Genomic DNA, 17,410 nt, shown 5'->3' with positions numbered 1-17,410 from the left:
GGGCCTTTCGGGGGGAGCGGCGAGCGTACGTCCGTACAGTTTATGTTCACGTACGGAACAAAACCTGCCAGGTCTCGTATTCCCCTGGGGTTCGCCGCGGTTACGAGCCCGTTGCCGATGACGGAATCTTCACCCTCGCCGCGATCGGCAGATGGTCGCTCGCCGTGCGCGGCAGCGACCAGGAGCTGACCGGTTCCACTCCCTGGACCATGATCTGGTCGATCCGTGCCAGCGGGAACGACGCGGGCCAGCTGAACCCGAACCCGCTGCCCGACGCGCCCTGCGTGGAGCGCATCTGGGCGGTGACCGCGTTCAGCGCGCGGTCGTTCATCGTGCCGTTGAGGTCGCCGAGCAGGATCTTGCGCGTCAGCCTCTCGTCGGAGAGCGCCTCGCCCAGCGCGTTCGCGCTCTTGTCGCGCTGGCGGGCGGTGAACCCGGCCTTCATCTTCACGCGTACCGACGGGAGGTGGGCGACGTACACGGCGACCGGCCCCTCGGGGGTCGCGACGGTGGCGCGCATCGCGCGGGTCCAGCCCAGCTTGATGTCCACCGGCCGGGAGGCGCTGATCGGATACTTGCTCCACAGGCCGACGGTGCCCTGCACCGAGTGGTACTTGTACGTCGACGTGAGGGCCTTCTCGTACGTCGGGACCGCCGTGTCCGTCAGTTCCTCCAGGGCGAGGAGGTCGGCGCCGGAGCCCGCCACCTCGCGGGCCGTGCCGGCCGGGTCCGGGTTCTCCGCGTTGACGTTGTGGGTGGCCACCGTCAGGTTGCCGCCGGTGCCGGCGTTGCTGCCGAGCAGCCCGCCGAAGAGGTTGAACCAGACCGCCGTGGGCACGACGATCGCGATCAGCGCGGTCGCGGAGCGCCGGACCAGCGCGACGACGAGCAGCACCGGTACGGAGACGATGCCGAACCAGGGCAGGAACGTCTCACTGAGGCTGCCGAGGTTGCCGATCCGGTTGGGGATCTGCGCGTGCGTGACCATGACCAGGGCGAGCAGCAGTGCCAGCGCCGCCGTGATCAGGCCCCGGCGCCAGATTCTCGGATCGCCCCGCCAGCCGGCCGTCAGACGGGTCATCAGGCGCCGAAACCGGGGTCCCCGACGCTCGGGTCCCGAGCCTCCGTTGTCCGTCTCCGTCATGTACGCCTGCTGGGCCATACCGTCGCCTCACAACCTGCCGTGCATACCGTCCGTCCCCCGCGTCTAAGACCCTAGGGGATGATCGGTTCCGATCTCGCCGTCTCATGACGGCCGTACGGGGACGATGACGAACAAGTCGGCGCGAGCAGTTCCGGTTACGGTCCGGTCAAGGGCCGTTTGTGACGAAACACGCACATCGAGCGTCGACCGGCCCGTGGGGCGTACGAATTGCTGGTTACGGAGCCACCGGCCGCAGACCTTCCAGCAGCGTGTCGACGATCTGCTCCGCGAGACCCTCCGGCAGGTCCACGTCGGTGCGCAGTACGGCGCGCAGGAGCATGGGGCCGAGGAAGAGGTCGTACATCATCGTGGCGTCGACGTCTGGGCGCACCTCGCCGTTCCGCTGGCCGCGGCGCAGGAGTTCGGCGCCGCGCAGACGGCGCGGCTCGATGACGGTGGCCTGGTAGGCGGCCCAGAGTTTGGGGCTGCTCTTCACCTGGGCCTGGACGTTGTGCAGGAACGCCGAGGATTCGTGGGCCAGTCCTCGGAGGCGCAGCGTCTCCAGCAGGACGACCAGGTCGTCGCGCGTCGAGGTGCCGGGCAGCTCCGGGTCGGCGGGTTCCATGACCCGCACCACGTCGACGAACAGTTCCTCCTTGCCGGGCCAGCGCCGGTAGATGGTGGCCTTGCCGACACCGGCGGTGCGTGCCACCCGCTCGATGGAGATGTCCGCGAGCGGCACGCCTTCCTCCAGGAGCCGCAGCACGCCCTCGATGATGGAGCGCTCCACGGCTTCGCTCCGGGGGCGGCCACGGGTGCCGCTCCGATCAGCCCTGGTCCGATCAGCCGTGGTCCGAGCGGTGGTGGCTGCGTCGGTCGGGCCGTCCGCGAGGTTCACGCGACCTGCTCCTTTCCTTCTCCGGCGCGGGTGCGCCGGTGCGCCGATTCTCCCCGTTGCCCCCGCCCCCCGTAGGGGCACCCCTTGGGCGACCGTCATCCCGTACGTCCGTCGCTCAGTGGTCCGCGGACGCCAACTGCGGCTTTTCCTCGCCCTCTTGGGGCGTCGGCGGCCGGCCCGGCAGACACAGGGCGACGACCAGGGCGCCCACGAGGGCGACGCCCGCGCCGCACAGCGCGGTGATGTGCATCGCGTGCAGGAACGCGTCGTTGGCCGGGCCGACCAGGGCATCGCCGCGGGGGCCGAGCCTGGCGGCGACTCCGAGGGTGGCCTCGATGGACTCGCCCGCGGTGTGCCGTACGTCGGCGGGCAGCGCGCCGAGCTTGCCCTCGATGTCGCTGCGGTAGGCCGCCGAGAGGACGGAGCCCAGTACGGCGATGCCGAGCGCGCCGCCGACCTGGCGGAAGGTGTTGCTGAGCGCGGAGGCGGAACCGGCCTTCTCGCGGGGCAGGGCCTGCATGATGACGACGCTGGTCGGCGTCATGATGTGCGCCATGCCGGTGCCCATGAGGAAGAAGACGACTTCCAGCACCCAGATCGGGGTGTCCCGCTCGAACGAGGCGAACGCGGCCAGGGTCGCGGCGATCAACAGCATGGCCGCGGTGGTCGTGGCCCGGTTGCCGAAGCGGTCGACGGCCAGCCGGGCGCGCGGCGCGAAGATCAGCTGGGCGGCGGCCAGCGGCAGCATCAGCAGGCCGGTCTGCAGGGGTGAGTAGCCGCGCACGCTCTGCGTGTAGAAGACCGAGAAGAAGGTCACGCCCATCAGCGCGAAGAAGACGAGCGCGATGACGGACATCGCCGCCGAGAAGGTCCTGTTGCGGAAGTACGTCACGTCGATGGACGGATGGTCGCTGCGCTTCTCGAACAGTACGAAGCCGACGAGTACGGCGAGACCGGCGCCGATGGTCGCCAGCACCTGCGGGTCGGTGAAGTCGGCGAGCTGGCCGCCCTTGATGATGCCGTAGACGAGCAGCACGAGCCCGATGACGGACAGCAGGACGCCCACGGGGTCGATACGGCCGGGTTTCGGGTCGCGGGAGTCGGGCACCAGGACCGTCATCAGGACGAGCGCGATGATCACGATCGGCACGTTGATGAGGAAGACGGAACCCCACCAGAAGTGGTCGAGGAGGACGCCTCCGGTGATCGGCCCGATGGCGATGGCGAGCCCCACACCGCCGGCCCAGATGCCGATGGCCTTGGGCTGCTCCTCGCGCTCGAACACGTTCATGAGGACGGCGAGGGTCGCGGGCATCACGAAGGCGGAGCCCAGGCCCATCACGGCCCGGAAGACGATCAGCTCGGTGGGCGAGCCCGCGAAGGCGGCGAAGGCGGAGCCGATGCCGAACACGGCGAGGCCGCCGAGCAGCACCTTCTTGCGGCCGAGCCGGTCGCCGAGGATCCCGGCGGTGAACAGCAGCCCGGCGAAGACGAGGGTGTAGGCGTTGATCGCCCACTCCAGCTCGCTCTGGGTGGCACCGAGGCCGGTCGGGGCGGGGGTGGAGATGGTCTTGATGGCGACGTTGAGGATGGAGTTGTCGAGCACCACGATCAGCAGGCTGAGCATGAGCACGCCGAGGATCGCCCAGCGTCGCCGGTGCACGGCCTCCGGGATCCGGGGGCCGGTGGCGGGTGGGCCGGCAGTAGTAGTCATGGCGGCAAGCCTAGGCCTATTCCGATACGAGACCGTCTCGTATCGGAATTCTTTTACCCAGCCCTTACACATGACCGGGCGCCGGCGAAACATTCTGCGGGGCGAGACGTTCAGCACGCGGGCGGCCCTCCCGGGGCGACCACTAGCCGTCGCCGGACGCGAGGTGCCACCATGGGAGGGATCCGGGGACGCCGTCAGGGCGCCTCGAGATGAATTGAAGGAGCCGTTGCCATGACGCAGCTTCAGTCTGCCCACCAGGCCTCCGCCGGCAGCACCACCGCGACGACGAACTCGGCGAACGCGACGAACGCGCTGTACGGAGGCAAGGGCACCCGCCGCATCACGGTCCGGGACATCACCGCGGCCAAGGAGCGCGGCGAGAAGTGGCCCATGCTCACCGCCTACGACGCGATGACCGCGTCCGTCTTCGACGAGGCCGGTATCCCCGTCATGCTGGTCGGCGACTCGGCGGGCAACTGTCACCTGGGGTACGAGTCGACGGTGCCCGTCACCCTCGACGAGATGACGATGCTGTCGGCGGCGGTCGTCCGGGGCACGAGCCGGGCACTGATCGTGGGCGACCTGCCCTTCGGTTCCTACCAGGAGGGCCCGGTGCAGGCGCTGCGCTCGGCGACCCGGCTGGTCAAGGAGGCCGGGGTCGGGGCGGTCAAGCTGGAGGGCGGCGAGCGCTCGCACCGTCAGATCGAACTTCTGGTCGAGTCCGGTATCCCGGTGATGGCCCACATCGGCCTCACCCCCCAGTCCGTGAACTCCATGGGCTACCGCGTCCAGGGGCGTGGCGAGGAGGCCGCGCAGCAGCTGCTGCGGGACGCGAAGGCCGTACAGGACGCGGGGGCGTTCGCGGTGGTCCTGGAGCTGGTGCCGGCCGAGCTGGCGGCGGAGGTCACGCGGACGCTGCACATCCCCACGGTGGGGATCGGAGCGGGGGCGGAGACCGACGCGCAGGTGCTGGTGTGGACGGACATGCTCGGACTGACCGGAGGGCGGATGCCGAAGTTCGTCAAGCAGTACGCGAATCTGCGTGAGGTCATGGGGAACGCGGCGAAGGCGTTCGCGGAGGACGTGACGGGCGGGACGTTCCCGTCGGAGGAGCACTCCGTGCACTGACCCGTCCACCGTGTTCGGGTCCGGGTTCACGGATCCAACAGAGCCACTGCGGTACGAGAGCAGCCCGCCGACTCCCCCATCGGCGGGCTGCGGCTTTCGCTCCCTTCCTCCGCCCCCATCCGGCCGAAGCCTGGACGGGCCGCTGACGACCTGGTCGTGGGTGGGGTGGGATCACATCCGGGAATAGCTCCTGGCGGTGATCGTGTCGAAGGGAAGCCAGAGCACGGGGGTCGGGGCCGGCGGGCCGGCAGGTGAGTCCTGGAGGATGCCCAGGTCCGTGGCGCTGAGGGCCTGCCGGTAGATACGGACCTCGTCGAGAGAACCGGTCAGGGGCTGGCTGCCGTCGGGCTTGCTGCCCAGGCGGAAACCGTCGACCGCGAAGGTGTCGGTGGCGGTCAGGGCGCCGTCGCCGAGGTCGGCTGTGGCCTGGGAGACCGAATTGTCCACGGCGAGTGTCAGCGAGTCACCGGAGCGGACGAGGGTCACGTGGTGCCAGTTGTCGTCCCAGAAGGCGACCCGGTTCGGATCGGGGTCCTTGGCCAGGAGGCGGGCTCCGGAGGCACCGGTTTCGACGTCGGCGCTGATGCCGTCCGCGCCGGCGCGGAGCCAGACCTGGCGCTCCGCGCTGCCGGCGCCGTAGGCCCACAGGAGTACCTGGTCCTTACGAAGGACCGTCGTGTCGTACCTGAACCACAGCGAGAGGGTGAAGTCGGAGGTCTCGCCCTGCCTGCTCGGCTGTGTCGAGGGAGCCACCGCCTCGGGTGCCAGCGCCAGGCTGGGACTGTACGGCACCAGCGCGGCGGCGCCGGTCGAACCGTCCAGACGCAGCCCGGTGCCGAGCTTGCCGACGGTGTCGATGCTCCCGCCGTTCAGCACATAGGCGTTGTTGCACCAGCCGGAGTGATCGGGGGTCGCGGGAGTGGTCTCGGGGGCGGCCCGGTTTGCCGGGATCGAGTACATGTACTTGTTGTCGAAGCTCCAGCGCACCGACAGACCGGAGGTCGGGTACAGCCCTCCGCCTCCGGCGACAGCCTTGCTTTCGCCGGCGTTGAGGGCGTGGTCGTAGAGGCGGAAGTCGTCGAGGTCCCCGTCGAGGATCTTGGTTCCGTCGGGCTTGGATCCCACCCTGACGCCGGTGATACCGCTTGCCCTGGCGGCGGTGAGGGAACCGCTCAGGGCGGCGGAGGCGGTCGCCGACTCCTGGAGGACGGGCGCGTCATCCGTCGCCACACCCCAGACGTCGAGCTGAACGGCACTGCCGTGACGTTGCAGCGTGAACATGTGCCAGTTTCCGTCGCCGAAGTTCTGCCCGTTGGCATTGGTCCGCACTGTCACGGCGGGGCCCGTGTCCGACTGGACCGCGGCCAGCAGCGACGTTTTCTCGTTGTCCTTGTCGTATATCGCCTGGACCCAGAGTTGTGCCGAGGTCGCCTTGTTGGGCCCGTAAGCCCACAGAAGGGCGCGCTGGCCGGTGCCCGAGGCGGAGCCGAAGAACCTGAACCACATCGCGTAGGTGAAATCGCGATCGGCGACGTCCAGCGCCGGTGTCAGCTCCGAGGTGACGCCGGGAAGTGCGGAACGCACCGGCAGCGCATCGCTGAACCTGCCACCCGTTACGGCTTTGGCGCCCAGGAGGGTGCCGTCGGTGCAGTTGCCGGACTCGTCGTCGGTACCCCCGATGTTCGTGGTGCTCACCGCGGTGGTCTGGTCCATGGCCTGGAAGGGCAGGCGCACCGCGAGGCCGGCGTTGGCGGCGGTGTCCGCCGCCGGGTCGGTGGACCCGCTCACCTTGTCGCGGCTGGTGTCGGCGGTGGCCAGCGAGGCCCGCTGGGCGGAGGTCAGCGCACTGCGATACAGGCGGAACTCGTCGATCTTTCCGGTGAAGGGGCTGGAGGCGTCGACGGGCCTGGCGCCGATCCGGATGCCGAGGGGGCTGCCGGTGGGGTCGCTGGAGACGTCACCGGTGATGGCACCGGTCGGCACCCCGACGGGACCGCTGTCGACCTGGACACTGAGCCGGCTTCCGGCCCGGGTGACCGTGACGAAGTGCCATGCGTTGTCTCCGAAGGCGCAGGCGCAGTCCGAAGTGTCCTTGAGAGTCGCGCGGGCCTGATCGGTACCGCTGCTCTGTGCCCAGGCGTACAACTGGTTCAGGTTGTTCTTCCGCTGGGTTCTGAGCCAGACCTGCGGTTCTGCGGTTCCGGTGGCGCCGGACCAGAACAGGATGTGGTCGGGCTCGGTGGCGGGGTCCGTCTGCGCCTGGTACTTGAACCACATCGAGTAGGTGAAGTCGCCTGTCCCCGTGCGCAGCGACCGGGCGTACGGAACCTCGGCGTACCCACCCGCGGTGAGGGCCAGGTTGCTGTTGTTCCGGGTGGTGTCGCCCGCGTTGCGGAGCGGGTCGGTGCCGCTCAGGGTCGCCCCGGTGGAGCTGAGGTAGCCGTCGTTCGCCTGCGGGGAGGCGTCCGGAGTGGTGGGGGCGAGTGCGGGGGACGCCTGATTCGACGTACTCGCGGGCGGTGACGCGTTGCAACCGGTGTCGAGTTGCCCCTGGGAGAAGCGGGTGAAGCGGATCTCGTTGGCGGAGTAGTTCACCCCGGCCTCGTAGAGGAGGCCGATCTCGTTGTCCGCCATCAGGGTCAGGTCGGAGTAGCCCGCCTTGTCGGGGGCGGCGCTGACCACCTTCCCCGTGGAGTTCCAGACGCCTGCGCAGCGCGACCAGATGGTCATCTCGGTCTTCGCGGGCACGTTGGCCGGGGCGGACAGCAGGACTTCCTCGTTCAGGTTTTTGGAGGCGTCCGCCTGCTGCACCGTCAGGACTGAGCCCTGGATATCGGCGGGCGCCGGTATGGACTCCTCCTTGAATTCTCCGACTGCCGGGACCGTGTCGTCCGTCGGGGTGTCGCTGGTGTTGGTGAGCCTGTGGTTACCGGCGACGTCTTCATTGCGGGCCGCCAGAAGGACCTTGCCGCCTGCCACCTCGGTCGCGCTCACCTCGGCGGGCTTCACACTGGCCAAGGTCGAGCCCACGGTCGACGAGGCTTTCCACTGCGCGGTGTTGTTGGCATTCGGATCGAGGTAGAGGTAGCCGGCGTGGACGCTGCTCCCGGAATGCTGGTGGGCACCCACCACGAGTCGGTTCTTGTGCGTCCCCTGAGTGAGCTGCACACCGTGACCGGGGCCGGTCGCGAACCAGCCCCCTCCGACGGGAGAGGTGGTGAGGCTGACGTTCAGCGCGGTGGGAGCGCTCCAGGTGAGCCCGTCGTCCGCGCTCTGCTGCACCCAGGGGATCCGGGGAATGCTGTTGTTGACCGGGTTGGAGGTGGAGAGCAGGTAGACGCGGTGGTTGACCGCGTCGACCACCGGCGCGGGATTGGTGCGGGTGACCGGCGATCCGGCCTCGGTGCCGGCCGGGACCGTGCCGGTTCCGTAGGCCCCGGGCGCGGTGTTGCCGGCCGCGACGACCTTGATCGGCCCCCAGGTGCGGCCGTCGTTGGTGGACCGCCGCACGACGATGTCGTTGTCGCCGCGGTCACCGCAGGACTGCGTCTTGCGGCCCTCGGCGAAGGCGAGGAGCGAGCCGTCTCCCGTACGGACCAGCGCGGGTATTCGGTAGCAGCCGTAGCCGCCCGTTCCGGCCTGGAAGAGGATCTGCTGCGGGGTGTTGCCGATGGACTGGGCTTTCGAGGAGTTGGCGACGCCGGCTGCCACGGCCTGGGGTGCCACACCGAGACCTCCCGCCAGGCCGAGAGCGAGGCCGAAGGAGAGAAGCGTGGACCGCCACCGTGGCCGGCCCCGGCGAGGGGCGGCGGGGGCCGGGCGGGCGGCCGGTTCCGTTGTGCTTCCTGAGGTCGTTTTCACCGCACAAGCGTACGGATCAACCGGCCTTTGTCGCTTGTGAGTTCTTGTCCGTCTGTCGACGGGAACGCACCGGTTCAGCGGTGGGATCCCACCCGACAGCGGCTGTCGGGGGTCTGTAGGCGGTCTGTAGGTGGTTTGTCGGTGGGGGGTGACAGGTTCGGTTCATGACGCGAATCGACAACCACCCCGCAGGCGGGGCCAAGAGTGCCGTTTCCGTGCGGGGGCTGGTCAAGCACTACGGCGAGACCAAGGCGCTGGACGGCGTCGACCTGGACGTCCGGGAAGGCACCGTACTCGGTGTGCTCGGGCCCAACGGCGCCGGCAAGACCACCCTCGTACGCATCCTCTCCACCCTGCTGCGGCCCGACTCGGGGCACGCCACCGTCGCCGGGTACGACGTGCTGCGGCAGCCCCGGCAGCTGCGGCGCGTGATCGGGCTCACCGGTCAGTACGCCTCCGTGGACGAGAAGCTGCCGGGCTGGGAGAACCTGTACATGATCGGGCGGCTCCTCGACCTGCCCCGCAAGGACGCCCGCGCCCGCGCCGACGAGCTGCTGGAACGCTTCTCCCTCACCGACGCGGCCAAGCGGCCGGCGAGCACGTACTCCGGCGGTATGCGGCGGCGGCTGGACCTGGCCGCCTCGATGATCGGCCGGCCCGTCGTCCTCTACCTCGACGAACCCACCACCGGACTCGACCCCCGCACCCGCAAAGAGGTCTGGAGCGAGGTCAGGCGGATGGTCGGCGACGGGGTGACGGTGCTGCTCACCACCCAGTACATGGAGGAGGCCGAACAGCTCGCCTCCGAGCTGGTCGTCATCGACCGGGGGAAGGTCGTCGCCGGTGGCGGGATCGACGACCTGAAGGCGAAGGTCGGCGGCCGTACCCTGCGGATCCGGCCCGCCGATCCGCTGCAACTGCGCCCGCTCGCCCGCGACCTGGACGACCTCGGCATCACCGGCCTCGCCAGCACGGCCGTGGACACCGCGGGCGGCAGTGTCCTGGTGCCGATCCTGAGCGACGAGCAGCTCACCGCCGTGACCGGCGCGGTCATCGCGCGCGGCATCACGATCGCCTCGATCTCCACCGAACTGCCCAGCCTGGACGAGGTGTTCCTGTCCCTCACCGGCCATCGCGCCGGCACCCCGCAGGACGACAGCACGCCCGCCGACACCCGAGAGGAGGTCGCCGTATGAGCACCGCGACCGTGACCGCACCCGTGCAGGGCATCAAGAGCGACGGCCGTATCCCGCTGCGCGGCCATCTGCGCCACACCGGCGCCCTCGTCCGGCGCAATCTCCTGTGGATCCGACAGGACCCGGAGTCGATGGCCGACGCACTGCTGATGCCGATCATCTTCACCCTGCTGTTCGTGTTCGTCTTCGGCGGCTCGATCGGCCAGGCCACGGGCGGCGGGCAGGACGGGTATGTGCAGTACGTGATCCCCGGCATGATCGCGATGATGAGCATGACGCTGTCCCAGGGCGTCGGCACCGGCTTCTGCCAGGACTTCAACTCCGGTGTCATGGACCGTTTCCGGTCGCTGCCGATCGGGCGCGGTTCGGTGCTCTTCGCGAAGATCTCGGTCGAGCTGGTCCGGATGCTGTTCGCGACCACCGTGCTGATGATCGTCGCCGTCCTGGTCGGCTTCGACATCGGCAACTGGCCCGGACTGTTCGCGGCCGTGGGTCTGGCCACTCTGTTCGCCTCGTCGATCATGTGGGTGTTCCTCACCCTGGGCGTCATGATGAAGAGCGCGCAGTCCGTGCAGGCGATGGGCTTCCTGGTGCTGTTCCCGCTCCAGTTCGGTTCGTCGATCTTCGCCCCGACCCGGTCGATGCCGGGCTGGCTCCAGGCGTTCACCGACTACAACCCGCTGTCCACGCTCGCGGACGCGGCCCGTGGACTGATGGTGGGCGGTCCGGTGGCGCACGACCTGTGGGTGACCGTCGGCTGGTCGGTGGCCATCACGGCGGTGATGGCGCCGATCGCCATCCACAAGTTCCGTACGAAGAGCTGACGGCCGCGTGCCGGACGTCAGATGAGGGCGGTCGCCTCCCCGGCGGAGAGGCGGGTGCCCTCGTCGTACGCCGTCCCGTACGCAGCGCCGCCCAGCACGTCACGGACCGCGTCGGCCGCGCGGCTACGGATCTCGCGCTCGGCGAGTCCGGAGACATGGCCGGGCGGCAGCAGGGCGTCGGCGGCGCCGAGGCAGCGGGCGGCGTCGTGGGCGCGAGCGGGGTCGAAGCCGACGAGGGCGGCGGCGCCGGTGGCCAGCAGGGTGGACCGCAGGTGGGGGGCGATGGCGCGGGACAGCTCGTCGTCCGCGCGGGAGACCGCTTGCCTGGCCTTGTCGATGGCCTCCTCGTAGTGTCCTTCCGCGACGTCGAGCCAGGACTCCGCGCCGAGGATGAACGCGTCGAAGACGACGAACGAGGCGGCTCTGAACTCGGCCCGCAGCAGCCGGAGTTGCTCACGCGACTCGGAGACGCGGTCGGTGACGCCGAGCCAGGCCGCGAGGAAGAGCCGGGCGGCGGGCAGGGCCTCGTTGACCATTCCTTCCGCCTTCTCGATCACGTCGCGCAGCAGTTGTTCGCCTTCCTCGGTCCGGCCCGCCTCCAGGAACACGTTGCCGAGGCGGGCGGCGAGGACGGTCTTCTGGGCGCGGGCGCCGAGTTGTTCGGCCAGTTCCATCGCGTCCCGGAAGTCGATGGCGGCGCTGTCGTACTCGGCCCTGCGTTCGCGGGCCTCACCGCGTGCGGAGAGCGCCTCGGCGGCTCCCCAGGCGTCCCCGAGGCGGCGGAAGATCTCCAGCGACTCGTCGGCGTCGCGGGTCGCGTCGCCGGCCCAGTCGCTGCGGTTGGCGAGGACGTTGGCGCGCATCTGCAGACAGGCGGCGAGCTCCCACTCGTAGGCGGGTTGCGCCTCGCGGCAGGTGCGCACGGACTCGCCGACGATGACGCTGAGCCGCTCCATGTCACGGGTGAGCATGACGGCGTAGAACCAGAGGAGGCCGGGGTAACGGCAGGTCTGCGGGGCGCCGGGTTCGTAGACCTCGGTGATGGCGCGCAGCTTCTGCCGGGCCTCGGCTGTCTGCCAGACCTCCAACTCCAGGTCCATGGAGGCGAGATGGACGAGGTGGACGCCGCGTCGGGCCTCTTCGAGGAGTTCGCCGTGCCAGGGCGGCGGGGTGTCCGTGCAGCGCTCCCACACGGGCTGGGCCGGGCGGGCCGGGAGGGTGAAGGGGTCGGGGCCGAGGGTCATGACCTCGCGGGACCAGTTGCGGCCGGCGAGTCGAAGGTCGCGCATCTGCCAGTACCAGGAGATCGACAGGACCAGGCAGAGCGCCTCCTGTTCGTCACGGGTGGTGACGGCGTGGCGGAGGGCGGCGCGAATGTTCTCGCTCTCCCGCTGGAACACGTCGAGGGCGGCGAGCTGACCGGGGCCTCGCAGCAACGGGTCGGTGGTGCGGGCGAGTTCGCGGTAGTGCGTGAGGTGCGCGCGCTCGGCCTCGGGTCGGGCGCCCGACTCGTCGAGTCGCTCACCGGCGTACTCGGCGACGGTCTCCAGGAGCCGGTAGCGCATGACGTCGCTGTCGTCCGAAGGGGCGGCCACGACAAGGGACTTGTCGACGAGTGAGGCGAGCGCTTCGAACGCGACGGGCCCGCACACCGCCTCGGCGGCGGCGAGGTCGCAGCCGCCCGCGAAGACGGACAGCCGCCGCAGGACGTCCCGTTCGTCCGTGTCGAGCAGGTCCCAGGACCAGTCGACGACGGCCCGCAGGGTCTGCTGGCGGGGCAGCACGGTACGGCTGCCGGAGGTGAGCAGCCGGAACCGGTCGTCGAGCCGGTCGGCGATCTGCCGCAGGGACAGCAACCGCAGCCGGGCGGCGGCCAGTTCGATGGCGAGCGGCAGTCCGTCGAGCCGTCCGCAGATCTCGGCCGCGGCCTCCGGATCGTCCTCGACCCGGAACCCGGGCCGGGCTGCCGCCCCTCGGTCGGCGAGCAGCCGGAGCGCGACGGGCTCGGGGAGCGGTTCGACGGGTCGCACCAACTCCCCCGGTACGCCCAGGGGTTCGCGGCTGGTGGCGAGCACGGTGATCCCCGGGCAGCGCGCCAGCAGCTCCGCGACGAGGTGCGCGGCGGCGTCGACGACGTGCTCGCAGTTGTCGAGGAGGATCAGCATCCGCCGGTTGGCGCAGTGTTCGGTGAGGCGTACGAGGGGGTCGTCGTGGCGTTCCGCGGAGGCGACGCGCAACTCCTCGGCGCCGGCCCCGCGCAGCACCGTCTCGCGTGCGCCGAGGGCGGTGAGGACGGCCTCCGGTACGGCGTCCGGGTCGACGACGGGCGCGAGTTCGGCCAGCCACACGCCGTCGGGCGCCGGGTCCGCCGTACCGTCCCGTACGGCTTCGGCGGCCTCCTGCGACAGCCGTGTCTTGCCGGCTCCGCCGGGCCCGAGCAACGTCACGAGCCGGGCGCCGGCGAGGTCGCCCCGGATGGCCTCGATGTCCGCCTCCCGGCCGACGAAGGAGGTGAGGCGGGCCCGGAGGTTGCCGGGCGGCGGGGGTGGCGTCGAAGGCGGCGGTGCGGGCGAGGCCGGGGGCGGGGTGCGGGAGGCGTCGGCGGAGACGCTGGGCCGGGGCGTACGGCCGGCCGGGGCGCCGCCGTGTGCGGGAGCGGCTCCCGCGGGGTTCGTACCGGCCGGGCCGAAGGCAGCGGTGGGGTCGACGGCGGCGGAGCCGAAGGCAGCGGCGGCGGTGTCCCGCGCGTCGTTTCCCGTGCCGCCCGGTCTCAGCAACTCCGCGTGCAGGGAACGCAGTTCAGGGCCGGGGTCCGCGCCGAGACGGTCGGCCAGCAGCCGGCGTACGTCGTCGTACGCGGCCAGTGCCTGGGCGGGGCGGCCCGCGTCCCGCAGTGCGCGCAGCCGGAGCGCCTGGAGGGGTTCGTCCAGGGGGTGGCTGTCGCACAGGGCGGTCAGTTCCGGCAGCGACTGTTCGGCGGCGCCCAGCGCCAGCGCGGCGGTGAGACGGGCGCGGCGGGTGTCCAGTCGGCGGGTCTCCCAGCGGGCGGCCTCGGCGGTGCGGTCGGGAAGGTCGGCGAGGGCCGGTCCCTGCCACAGTCCGAGGGCGTCGTCGAGGACCACGGCGGCCTTGGCCGGGTCGTCGTCGGCCAGCGCGCGCGTGCCCTCCTCCGCGAGCCGTGCGAAGCGGTGCAGGTCGACGTCGTCCGGCACGGCGCACAGCCGGTAGCCGCCCTCGGCGGAGGCGATGGTGTCCGGGCCGAGCACACGGCGCAGTCGACCGACCAGCGCCTGCAGCGCGGCCGGCGCGTCGGCGGGTGCGTCACCGTTCCACACCTCCTCCACCAGGACGCCCGCCGGAACGGTCCGGCCGGGCCGCAGGGCGAACACGGTCAGCAGGGCGCGCAGCCGCGCGCCGCCGACCGGGAGGGCGGTGCCGTCGGGACGGAGTGCCTGGGTGGTGCCGAGGATGCGGTAGCGCACGGGTCCATTCTCTCCGGGGACGGATGCGTGGCGCGCGCGGGTTTACGCGCGTGTGATCAGGGAGAAGTCCAGGATCTCCGGGAACATCCAGGAACCTCCGACCCTCGGTGGGACGTTCCTCGCAGAGCACGGGTACCGTCGACCCGCCCGCGCGGTCGCGTACGGCACTTACCACCGAGTCCTCAGGAGTCCCGCCCCATGACCACCGCCACCACCCGCAACAGCGACCGGCGGATCAGCCCGGTCTTCGTCGGGATCCTGGCCGTCACGGCGGTCACGGGCTGGGCCACCTGGACCGGGTTCGCCGAACAGCCCGGTGTCGCCGTGTTCCTGTTCGTGACGGCCGCGTGGATCGTGTCGCTCTGTCTGCACGAGTACGCGCACGCGCGCACCGCGCTGCACAGCGGTGACATCTCGGTCGGCGAGAAGGGTTACCTCACCCTCAATCCTCTCAAGTACACGCACGCCCTGCTCAGCATCGTGCTGCCGGTGATCTTCGTGATCATGGGCGGGATCGGGCTGCCGGGTGGTGCCGTCTTCATCGAGCGGGGGCGCATCCACGGCCGCTGGAAGCACAGTCTGATCTCGGCCGCCGGTCCGCTGACGAACGTGCTGTTCGCGGCGGTGTGCACGGCGCCGTTCTGGCTGGGCTCGCTGGACGGCGTACCCGGCGAGTTCCGGTTCGCGCTCGCCTTCCTGGCCCTGCTCCAGGTGACGGCGGCGATCCTGAACTTCCTGCCGGTGCCCGGGCTGGACGGCTACGGGGTCATCGAGCCCTGGCTGTCGTACAAGATCAAGCGCCAGGTGGAGCCCTTCGCGCCGTTCGGACTGCTGTTCGTGTTCGCGCTGCTGTGGGTCCCGTCCGTGAACGCCGCGTTCTTCGACGTGATCGACACGGTGCTGCGCGGGCTGGGGATCGCCCAGTTCGAGACGTACTGCGGTCAGGAGCTGTTCCGCTTCTGGCAGGGGACGAACGAGCTCTGCTCGGTCAGCTGACCGAGCGGCGGTCGGCGGCCCGGCGGTCGGCGGGCCTGCCGCGCCGGGCGTAGTACCAGCACATGTTGGACGACAGCCCGGCCAGCAGCACCCACACGATCCCCAGCCAGTTGCCCTGGACGAAGGACACGACGGCCGCGGCCACGGCGAGCACGCAGACGATCAGGGCGTAGAGGGCGAGGCGGGGCATGTGGACTGCTCTCCTGTTCGGGGACACCGGCCGGGGGACACTGCCGGAGACCCGCCCAGTGTCCCCCATCCGCTCAGATGTCGGTGACGCGCAGGCCCGCGTGGGCCTTGTAGCGGCGGTTCACGGAGATCAGGTTGGCGACCAGCGACTCGACCTGGTGGGCGTTGCGCAGCCGGCCGGAGAAGACCCCGCGCATGCCCGGGATACGGCCGGCCAGGGCCTGCACGATCTCCACGTCCGCCCGCTCCTCGCCGAGGACCATCACGTCCGTGTCGATCTCCTCGATCTCCGGGTCCTGGAGCAGTACGGCCGACAGGTGGTGGAAGGCGGCCGTGACCCGGGAGTCCGGCAGCAGGACGGCGGCCTGCTCGGCGGCGCTGCCCTCCTCCGGCTTCAGCGCGTACGCGCCCTTCTTGTCGAAGCCGAGCGGGTTCACACAGTCGACGACGAGCTTGCCGGCCAGTTCCTCGCGCAGGGATTCGAGGGTCTTGCCGTGTCCGTCCCAGGGGACGGCGACGATCACGATGTCGCTGCGGCGCGCGGTCTCGGCGTTGTCGGCGCCCTCGACACCATGGCCGAGTTCGTCGGCGGCGGCCTGGGCGCGGTCGGCCGCGCGCGACCCGATGATCACCTTCTGTCCGGCCCTGGCGAGCCGGTAGGCGAGGCCCTTGCCCTGCGGCCCGGTCCCACCGAGCACGCCGACGACGAGCCCGGAGACGTCGGGAAGGTCCCAGGGGTCCTTCGCGGGAGCCTTCGCGGGGGTCGCGGCGAGGCTCTCGGCAGGGGTCTGTGCACTGTCGGTAGAGGTCATGGGCCGACCTTACGTCCGTGTCCGCGCGCCCATGGGCTCAGGTGAGCCGGGTCACGGGGACGCGCCGGAAGGGGATCCTCTCGTACGGGCCGAAGTCACCGGTCTCGAAGAGCAGTCCGACGGTGTCGGCGTCGACACGGACGAGGTCGGAGTAGGCGGCGGGCAGCCCGTTCACCGTGTCCGCCGGGCGCCAGGTGGTGCCGTCGTCGGTGGAGACGCGGATGGTCATCAGGGCGCGGGCGGCGGGATCGGCGGGGCCGGAGAAGAGGAGCAGGTCGGGGTCGCGCAACTGGAGCACGCTGCCCTGGCACACGGGGGCCGGCAGTCCGGCCTGCGGGCGGAAGGGCTTGACGAGGGTCTGGCCGCCGTCCGTGGAGTGCGCGTCGGCGCGGTTGCCGGGCGACGGCGAGTCGTTACGGGTGTTGAAGTAGACGCGGCCGTCCGGGAGTTCGGCGGCGGTGGTCTCGTTGACGTTGATGTAGCCGTTGGTGTTCTCGTCGAGGTATCCGATGCGCCAGGTCTTGCCCCGTTCGTCGCTGAGCAGACAGTGGCCGCTGTTGTAGCGGGCCTCGTTGCCCAGGTCCGTCCCGGTGGGCGGGATCGTGTGGTTGGCGGCGACGACGATCCGGCCGGTGCTCAGCTGGATGGCGTGGCCGGGGGTGGTGGCGTACCAGCGCCAGTTCGCGTGCTTCACCTGGGCGGTGATCTCCACGGAGGAGGACCAGGTGAGGCCGTCGTCGTCGCTGTGGCGGACCCAGATCCGGCGTCCGTCGGCCGCCGACACGTTGCCGAGCAGGATGTCCTTCTCGGTCACCGTGCCCGAGGCCCGGATGTACACGAGGAGGATGCGGCCGTTGTCGAGGACGACGGGGGCCGGGTTGCCGGCGAGGTTCTGGTCGCCGTTCTTGGCGGCGACGATGAGCGGGCCCCAGGTGCGGCCGCCGTCCGTGGACCGCTTCAGGACGATGTCGATGTGCCCGTGGTCCGAGGCGGAGTCGACCCGGCCCTCGCAGAAGGCCAGCACGGTGCCGGCGTGGGTGACGACGACGGCCGGGATGCGGTAGCTGGCGTAGCCCTCCTGGCCGGACCAGAAGGGGATGCTCGTCTCTACTGTCATGTGCGGCTCCTTGACGTTGACGGTCACCGGGTCGATATCGGTGACCGGG

Annotated in this window: 12 protein-coding genes; 4 read left to right on the top strand and 8 right to left on the bottom strand. The window is 70.6% G+C overall.

Annotated elements, in window-relative coordinates; genetic code table 11:
- Window positions 1–100: 100 nt before the first annotated feature.
- From PV734_RS41315 to PV734_RS41305, 3 genes are all read right to left on the bottom strand, one after another.
- Window positions 101–1,081: an endonuclease/exonuclease/phosphatase family protein gene (locus PV734_RS41315; protein ID WP_415924356.1), complete on the bottom strand. Its 981-nt coding sequence runs from the start codon at window positions 1,079–1,081 to the stop codon at window positions 101–103.
- A gap of 298 nt (window positions 1,082–1,379) precedes the next feature.
- Window positions 1,380–1,934 carry a TetR/AcrR family transcriptional regulator gene (locus tag PV734_RS41310; RefSeq protein ID WP_415924355.1) on the bottom strand — a complete coding sequence of 185 codons (555 nt, stop codon included), beginning with the start codon at window positions 1,932–1,934 and terminating at the stop codon, window positions 1,380–1,382.
- Window positions 1,935–2,157: 223 nt separating this feature from the next.
- Entirely contained in the window at window positions 2,158–3,756 is a 1,599-nt protein-coding gene (locus PV734_RS41305) for an MFS transporter (RefSeq protein WP_319096349.1), read from the bottom strand.
- A gap of 231 nt (window positions 3,757–3,987) precedes the next feature.
- Here PV734_RS41305 and panB point away from each other — a divergent pair, with 231 nt between their 5' ends.
- The gene (gene panB, locus PV734_RS41300) at window positions 3,988–4,884 is read left to right on the top strand and encodes a 3-methyl-2-oxobutanoate hydroxymethyltransferase (protein ID WP_319096348.1); all 897 of its coding nucleotides are present in this window, start codon (window positions 3,988–3,990) and stop codon (window positions 4,882–4,884) included.
- A 171-nt stretch (window positions 4,885–5,055) separates the two neighbouring features.
- Here the strand turns inward: panB and PV734_RS41295 are convergent, their stop codons facing one another.
- On the bottom strand, window positions 5,056–8,745 hold the full coding sequence (locus tag PV734_RS41295; RefSeq protein ID WP_319294558.1) for a LamG-like jellyroll fold domain-containing protein: 3,690 nt from the start codon (window positions 8,743–8,745) through the stop codon (window positions 5,056–5,058).
- Window positions 8,746–8,909: 164 nt separating this feature from the next.
- Between PV734_RS41295 and PV734_RS41290 the strand changes: the two genes are divergently transcribed.
- Together PV734_RS41290 and PV734_RS41285 are read left to right on the top strand one after the other, a co-directional pair.
- Window positions 8,910–9,941, top strand: a complete 1,032-nt coding sequence (locus PV734_RS41290; RefSeq protein WP_319096345.1) for an ATP-binding cassette domain-containing protein — start codon at window positions 8,910–8,912, stop codon at window positions 9,939–9,941.
- Window positions 9,938–10,765, top strand: a complete 828-nt coding sequence (locus PV734_RS41285; protein WP_319096343.1) for an ABC transporter permease — start codon at window positions 9,938–9,940, stop codon at window positions 10,763–10,765. The genes PV734_RS41290 and PV734_RS41285 overlap by 4 nt, the downstream gene beginning before the upstream one ends.
- A 17-nt stretch (window positions 10,766–10,782) precedes the next feature.
- Here the strand turns inward: PV734_RS41285 and PV734_RS41280 are convergent, their stop codons facing one another.
- Complete coding sequence (locus PV734_RS41280; RefSeq protein ID WP_319294556.1) at window positions 10,783–14,247, bottom strand: AfsR/SARP family transcriptional regulator; 3,465 nt, start codon at window positions 14,245–14,247, stop codon at window positions 10,783–10,785.
- Window positions 14,248–14,445: 198 nt separating this feature from the next.
- On the opposite strand from PV734_RS41280, the gene PV734_RS41275 reads away from it, so the two are divergent.
- Window positions 14,446–15,243 carry a site-2 protease family protein gene (locus tag PV734_RS41275; protein ID WP_319096341.1) on the top strand — a complete coding sequence of 266 codons (798 nt, stop codon included), beginning with the start codon at window positions 14,446–14,448 and terminating at the stop codon, window positions 15,241–15,243.
- Here PV734_RS41275 and PV734_RS41270 read toward each other — a convergent pair.
- The 3 genes from PV734_RS41270 to PV734_RS41260 all read right to left on the bottom strand — a co-directional run bounded on the left by PV734_RS41270 (window position 15,236) and on the right by PV734_RS41260 (window position 17,361).
- A complete protein-coding gene (locus PV734_RS41270; RefSeq protein ID WP_319096340.1) occupies window positions 15,236–15,433 on the bottom strand; it encodes a hypothetical protein in 198 nt (65 codons plus the stop codon). The genes PV734_RS41275 and PV734_RS41270 overlap by 8 nt on opposite strands.
- A 73-nt stretch (window positions 15,434–15,506) precedes the next feature.
- A complete protein-coding gene (gene npdG / locus PV734_RS41265; protein WP_319096338.1) occupies window positions 15,507–16,244 on the bottom strand; it encodes an NADPH-dependent F420 reductase in 738 nt (245 codons plus the stop codon).
- A 37-nt stretch (window positions 16,245–16,281) separates the two neighbouring features.
- On the bottom strand, window positions 16,282–17,361 hold the full coding sequence (locus tag PV734_RS41260; protein ID WP_319096337.1) for a sialidase family protein: 1,080 nt from the start codon (window positions 17,359–17,361) through the stop codon (window positions 16,282–16,284).
- Window positions 17,362–17,410: the final 49 nt, after the last annotated feature.

This window comes from Streptomyces sp. AK08-02 (assembly GCF_033795085.1).
GTDB lineage: Bacteria > Actinomycetota > Actinomycetes > Streptomycetales > Streptomycetaceae > Streptomyces > Streptomyces echiniscabiei.
This window is presented reverse-complemented; position numbering and strand designations above follow the sequence as displayed.

Coding starts and splice junctions, on each gene's coding strand:
- PV734_RS41290 (WP_319096345.1), top strand. CDS start 8,910: ATGACGCGAATCGACAACCACCCCGCAGGCGGGGCCAAGAGTGCCGTT.
- PV734_RS41315 (WP_415924356.1), bottom strand. CDS start 1,081: ATGACCCGTCTGACGGCCGGCTGGCGGGGCGATCCGAGAATCTGGCGC.
- PV734_RS41285 (WP_319096343.1), top strand. CDS start 9,938: ATGAGCACCGCGACCGTGACCGCACCCGTGCAGGGCATCAAGAGCGAC.
- panB (WP_319096348.1), top strand. CDS start 3,988: ATGACGCAGCTTCAGTCTGCCCACCAGGCCTCCGCCGGCAGCACCACC.
- PV734_RS41260 (WP_319096337.1), bottom strand. CDS start 17,361: ATGACAGTAGAGACGAGCATCCCCTTCTGGTCCGGCCAGGAGGGCTAC.
- PV734_RS41275 (WP_319096341.1), top strand. CDS start 14,446: ATGACCACCGCCACCACCCGCAACAGCGACCGGCGGATCAGCCCGGTC.
- PV734_RS41305 (WP_319096349.1), bottom strand. CDS start 3,756: ATGACTACTACTGCCGGCCCACCCGCCACCGGCCCCCGGATCCCGGAG.
- npdG (WP_319096338.1), bottom strand. CDS start 16,244: ATGACCTCTACCGACAGTGCACAGACCCCTGCCGAGAGCCTCGCCGCG.
- PV734_RS41270 (WP_319096340.1), bottom strand. CDS start 15,433: ATGCCCCGCCTCGCCCTCTACGCCCTGATCGTCTGCGTGCTCGCCGTG.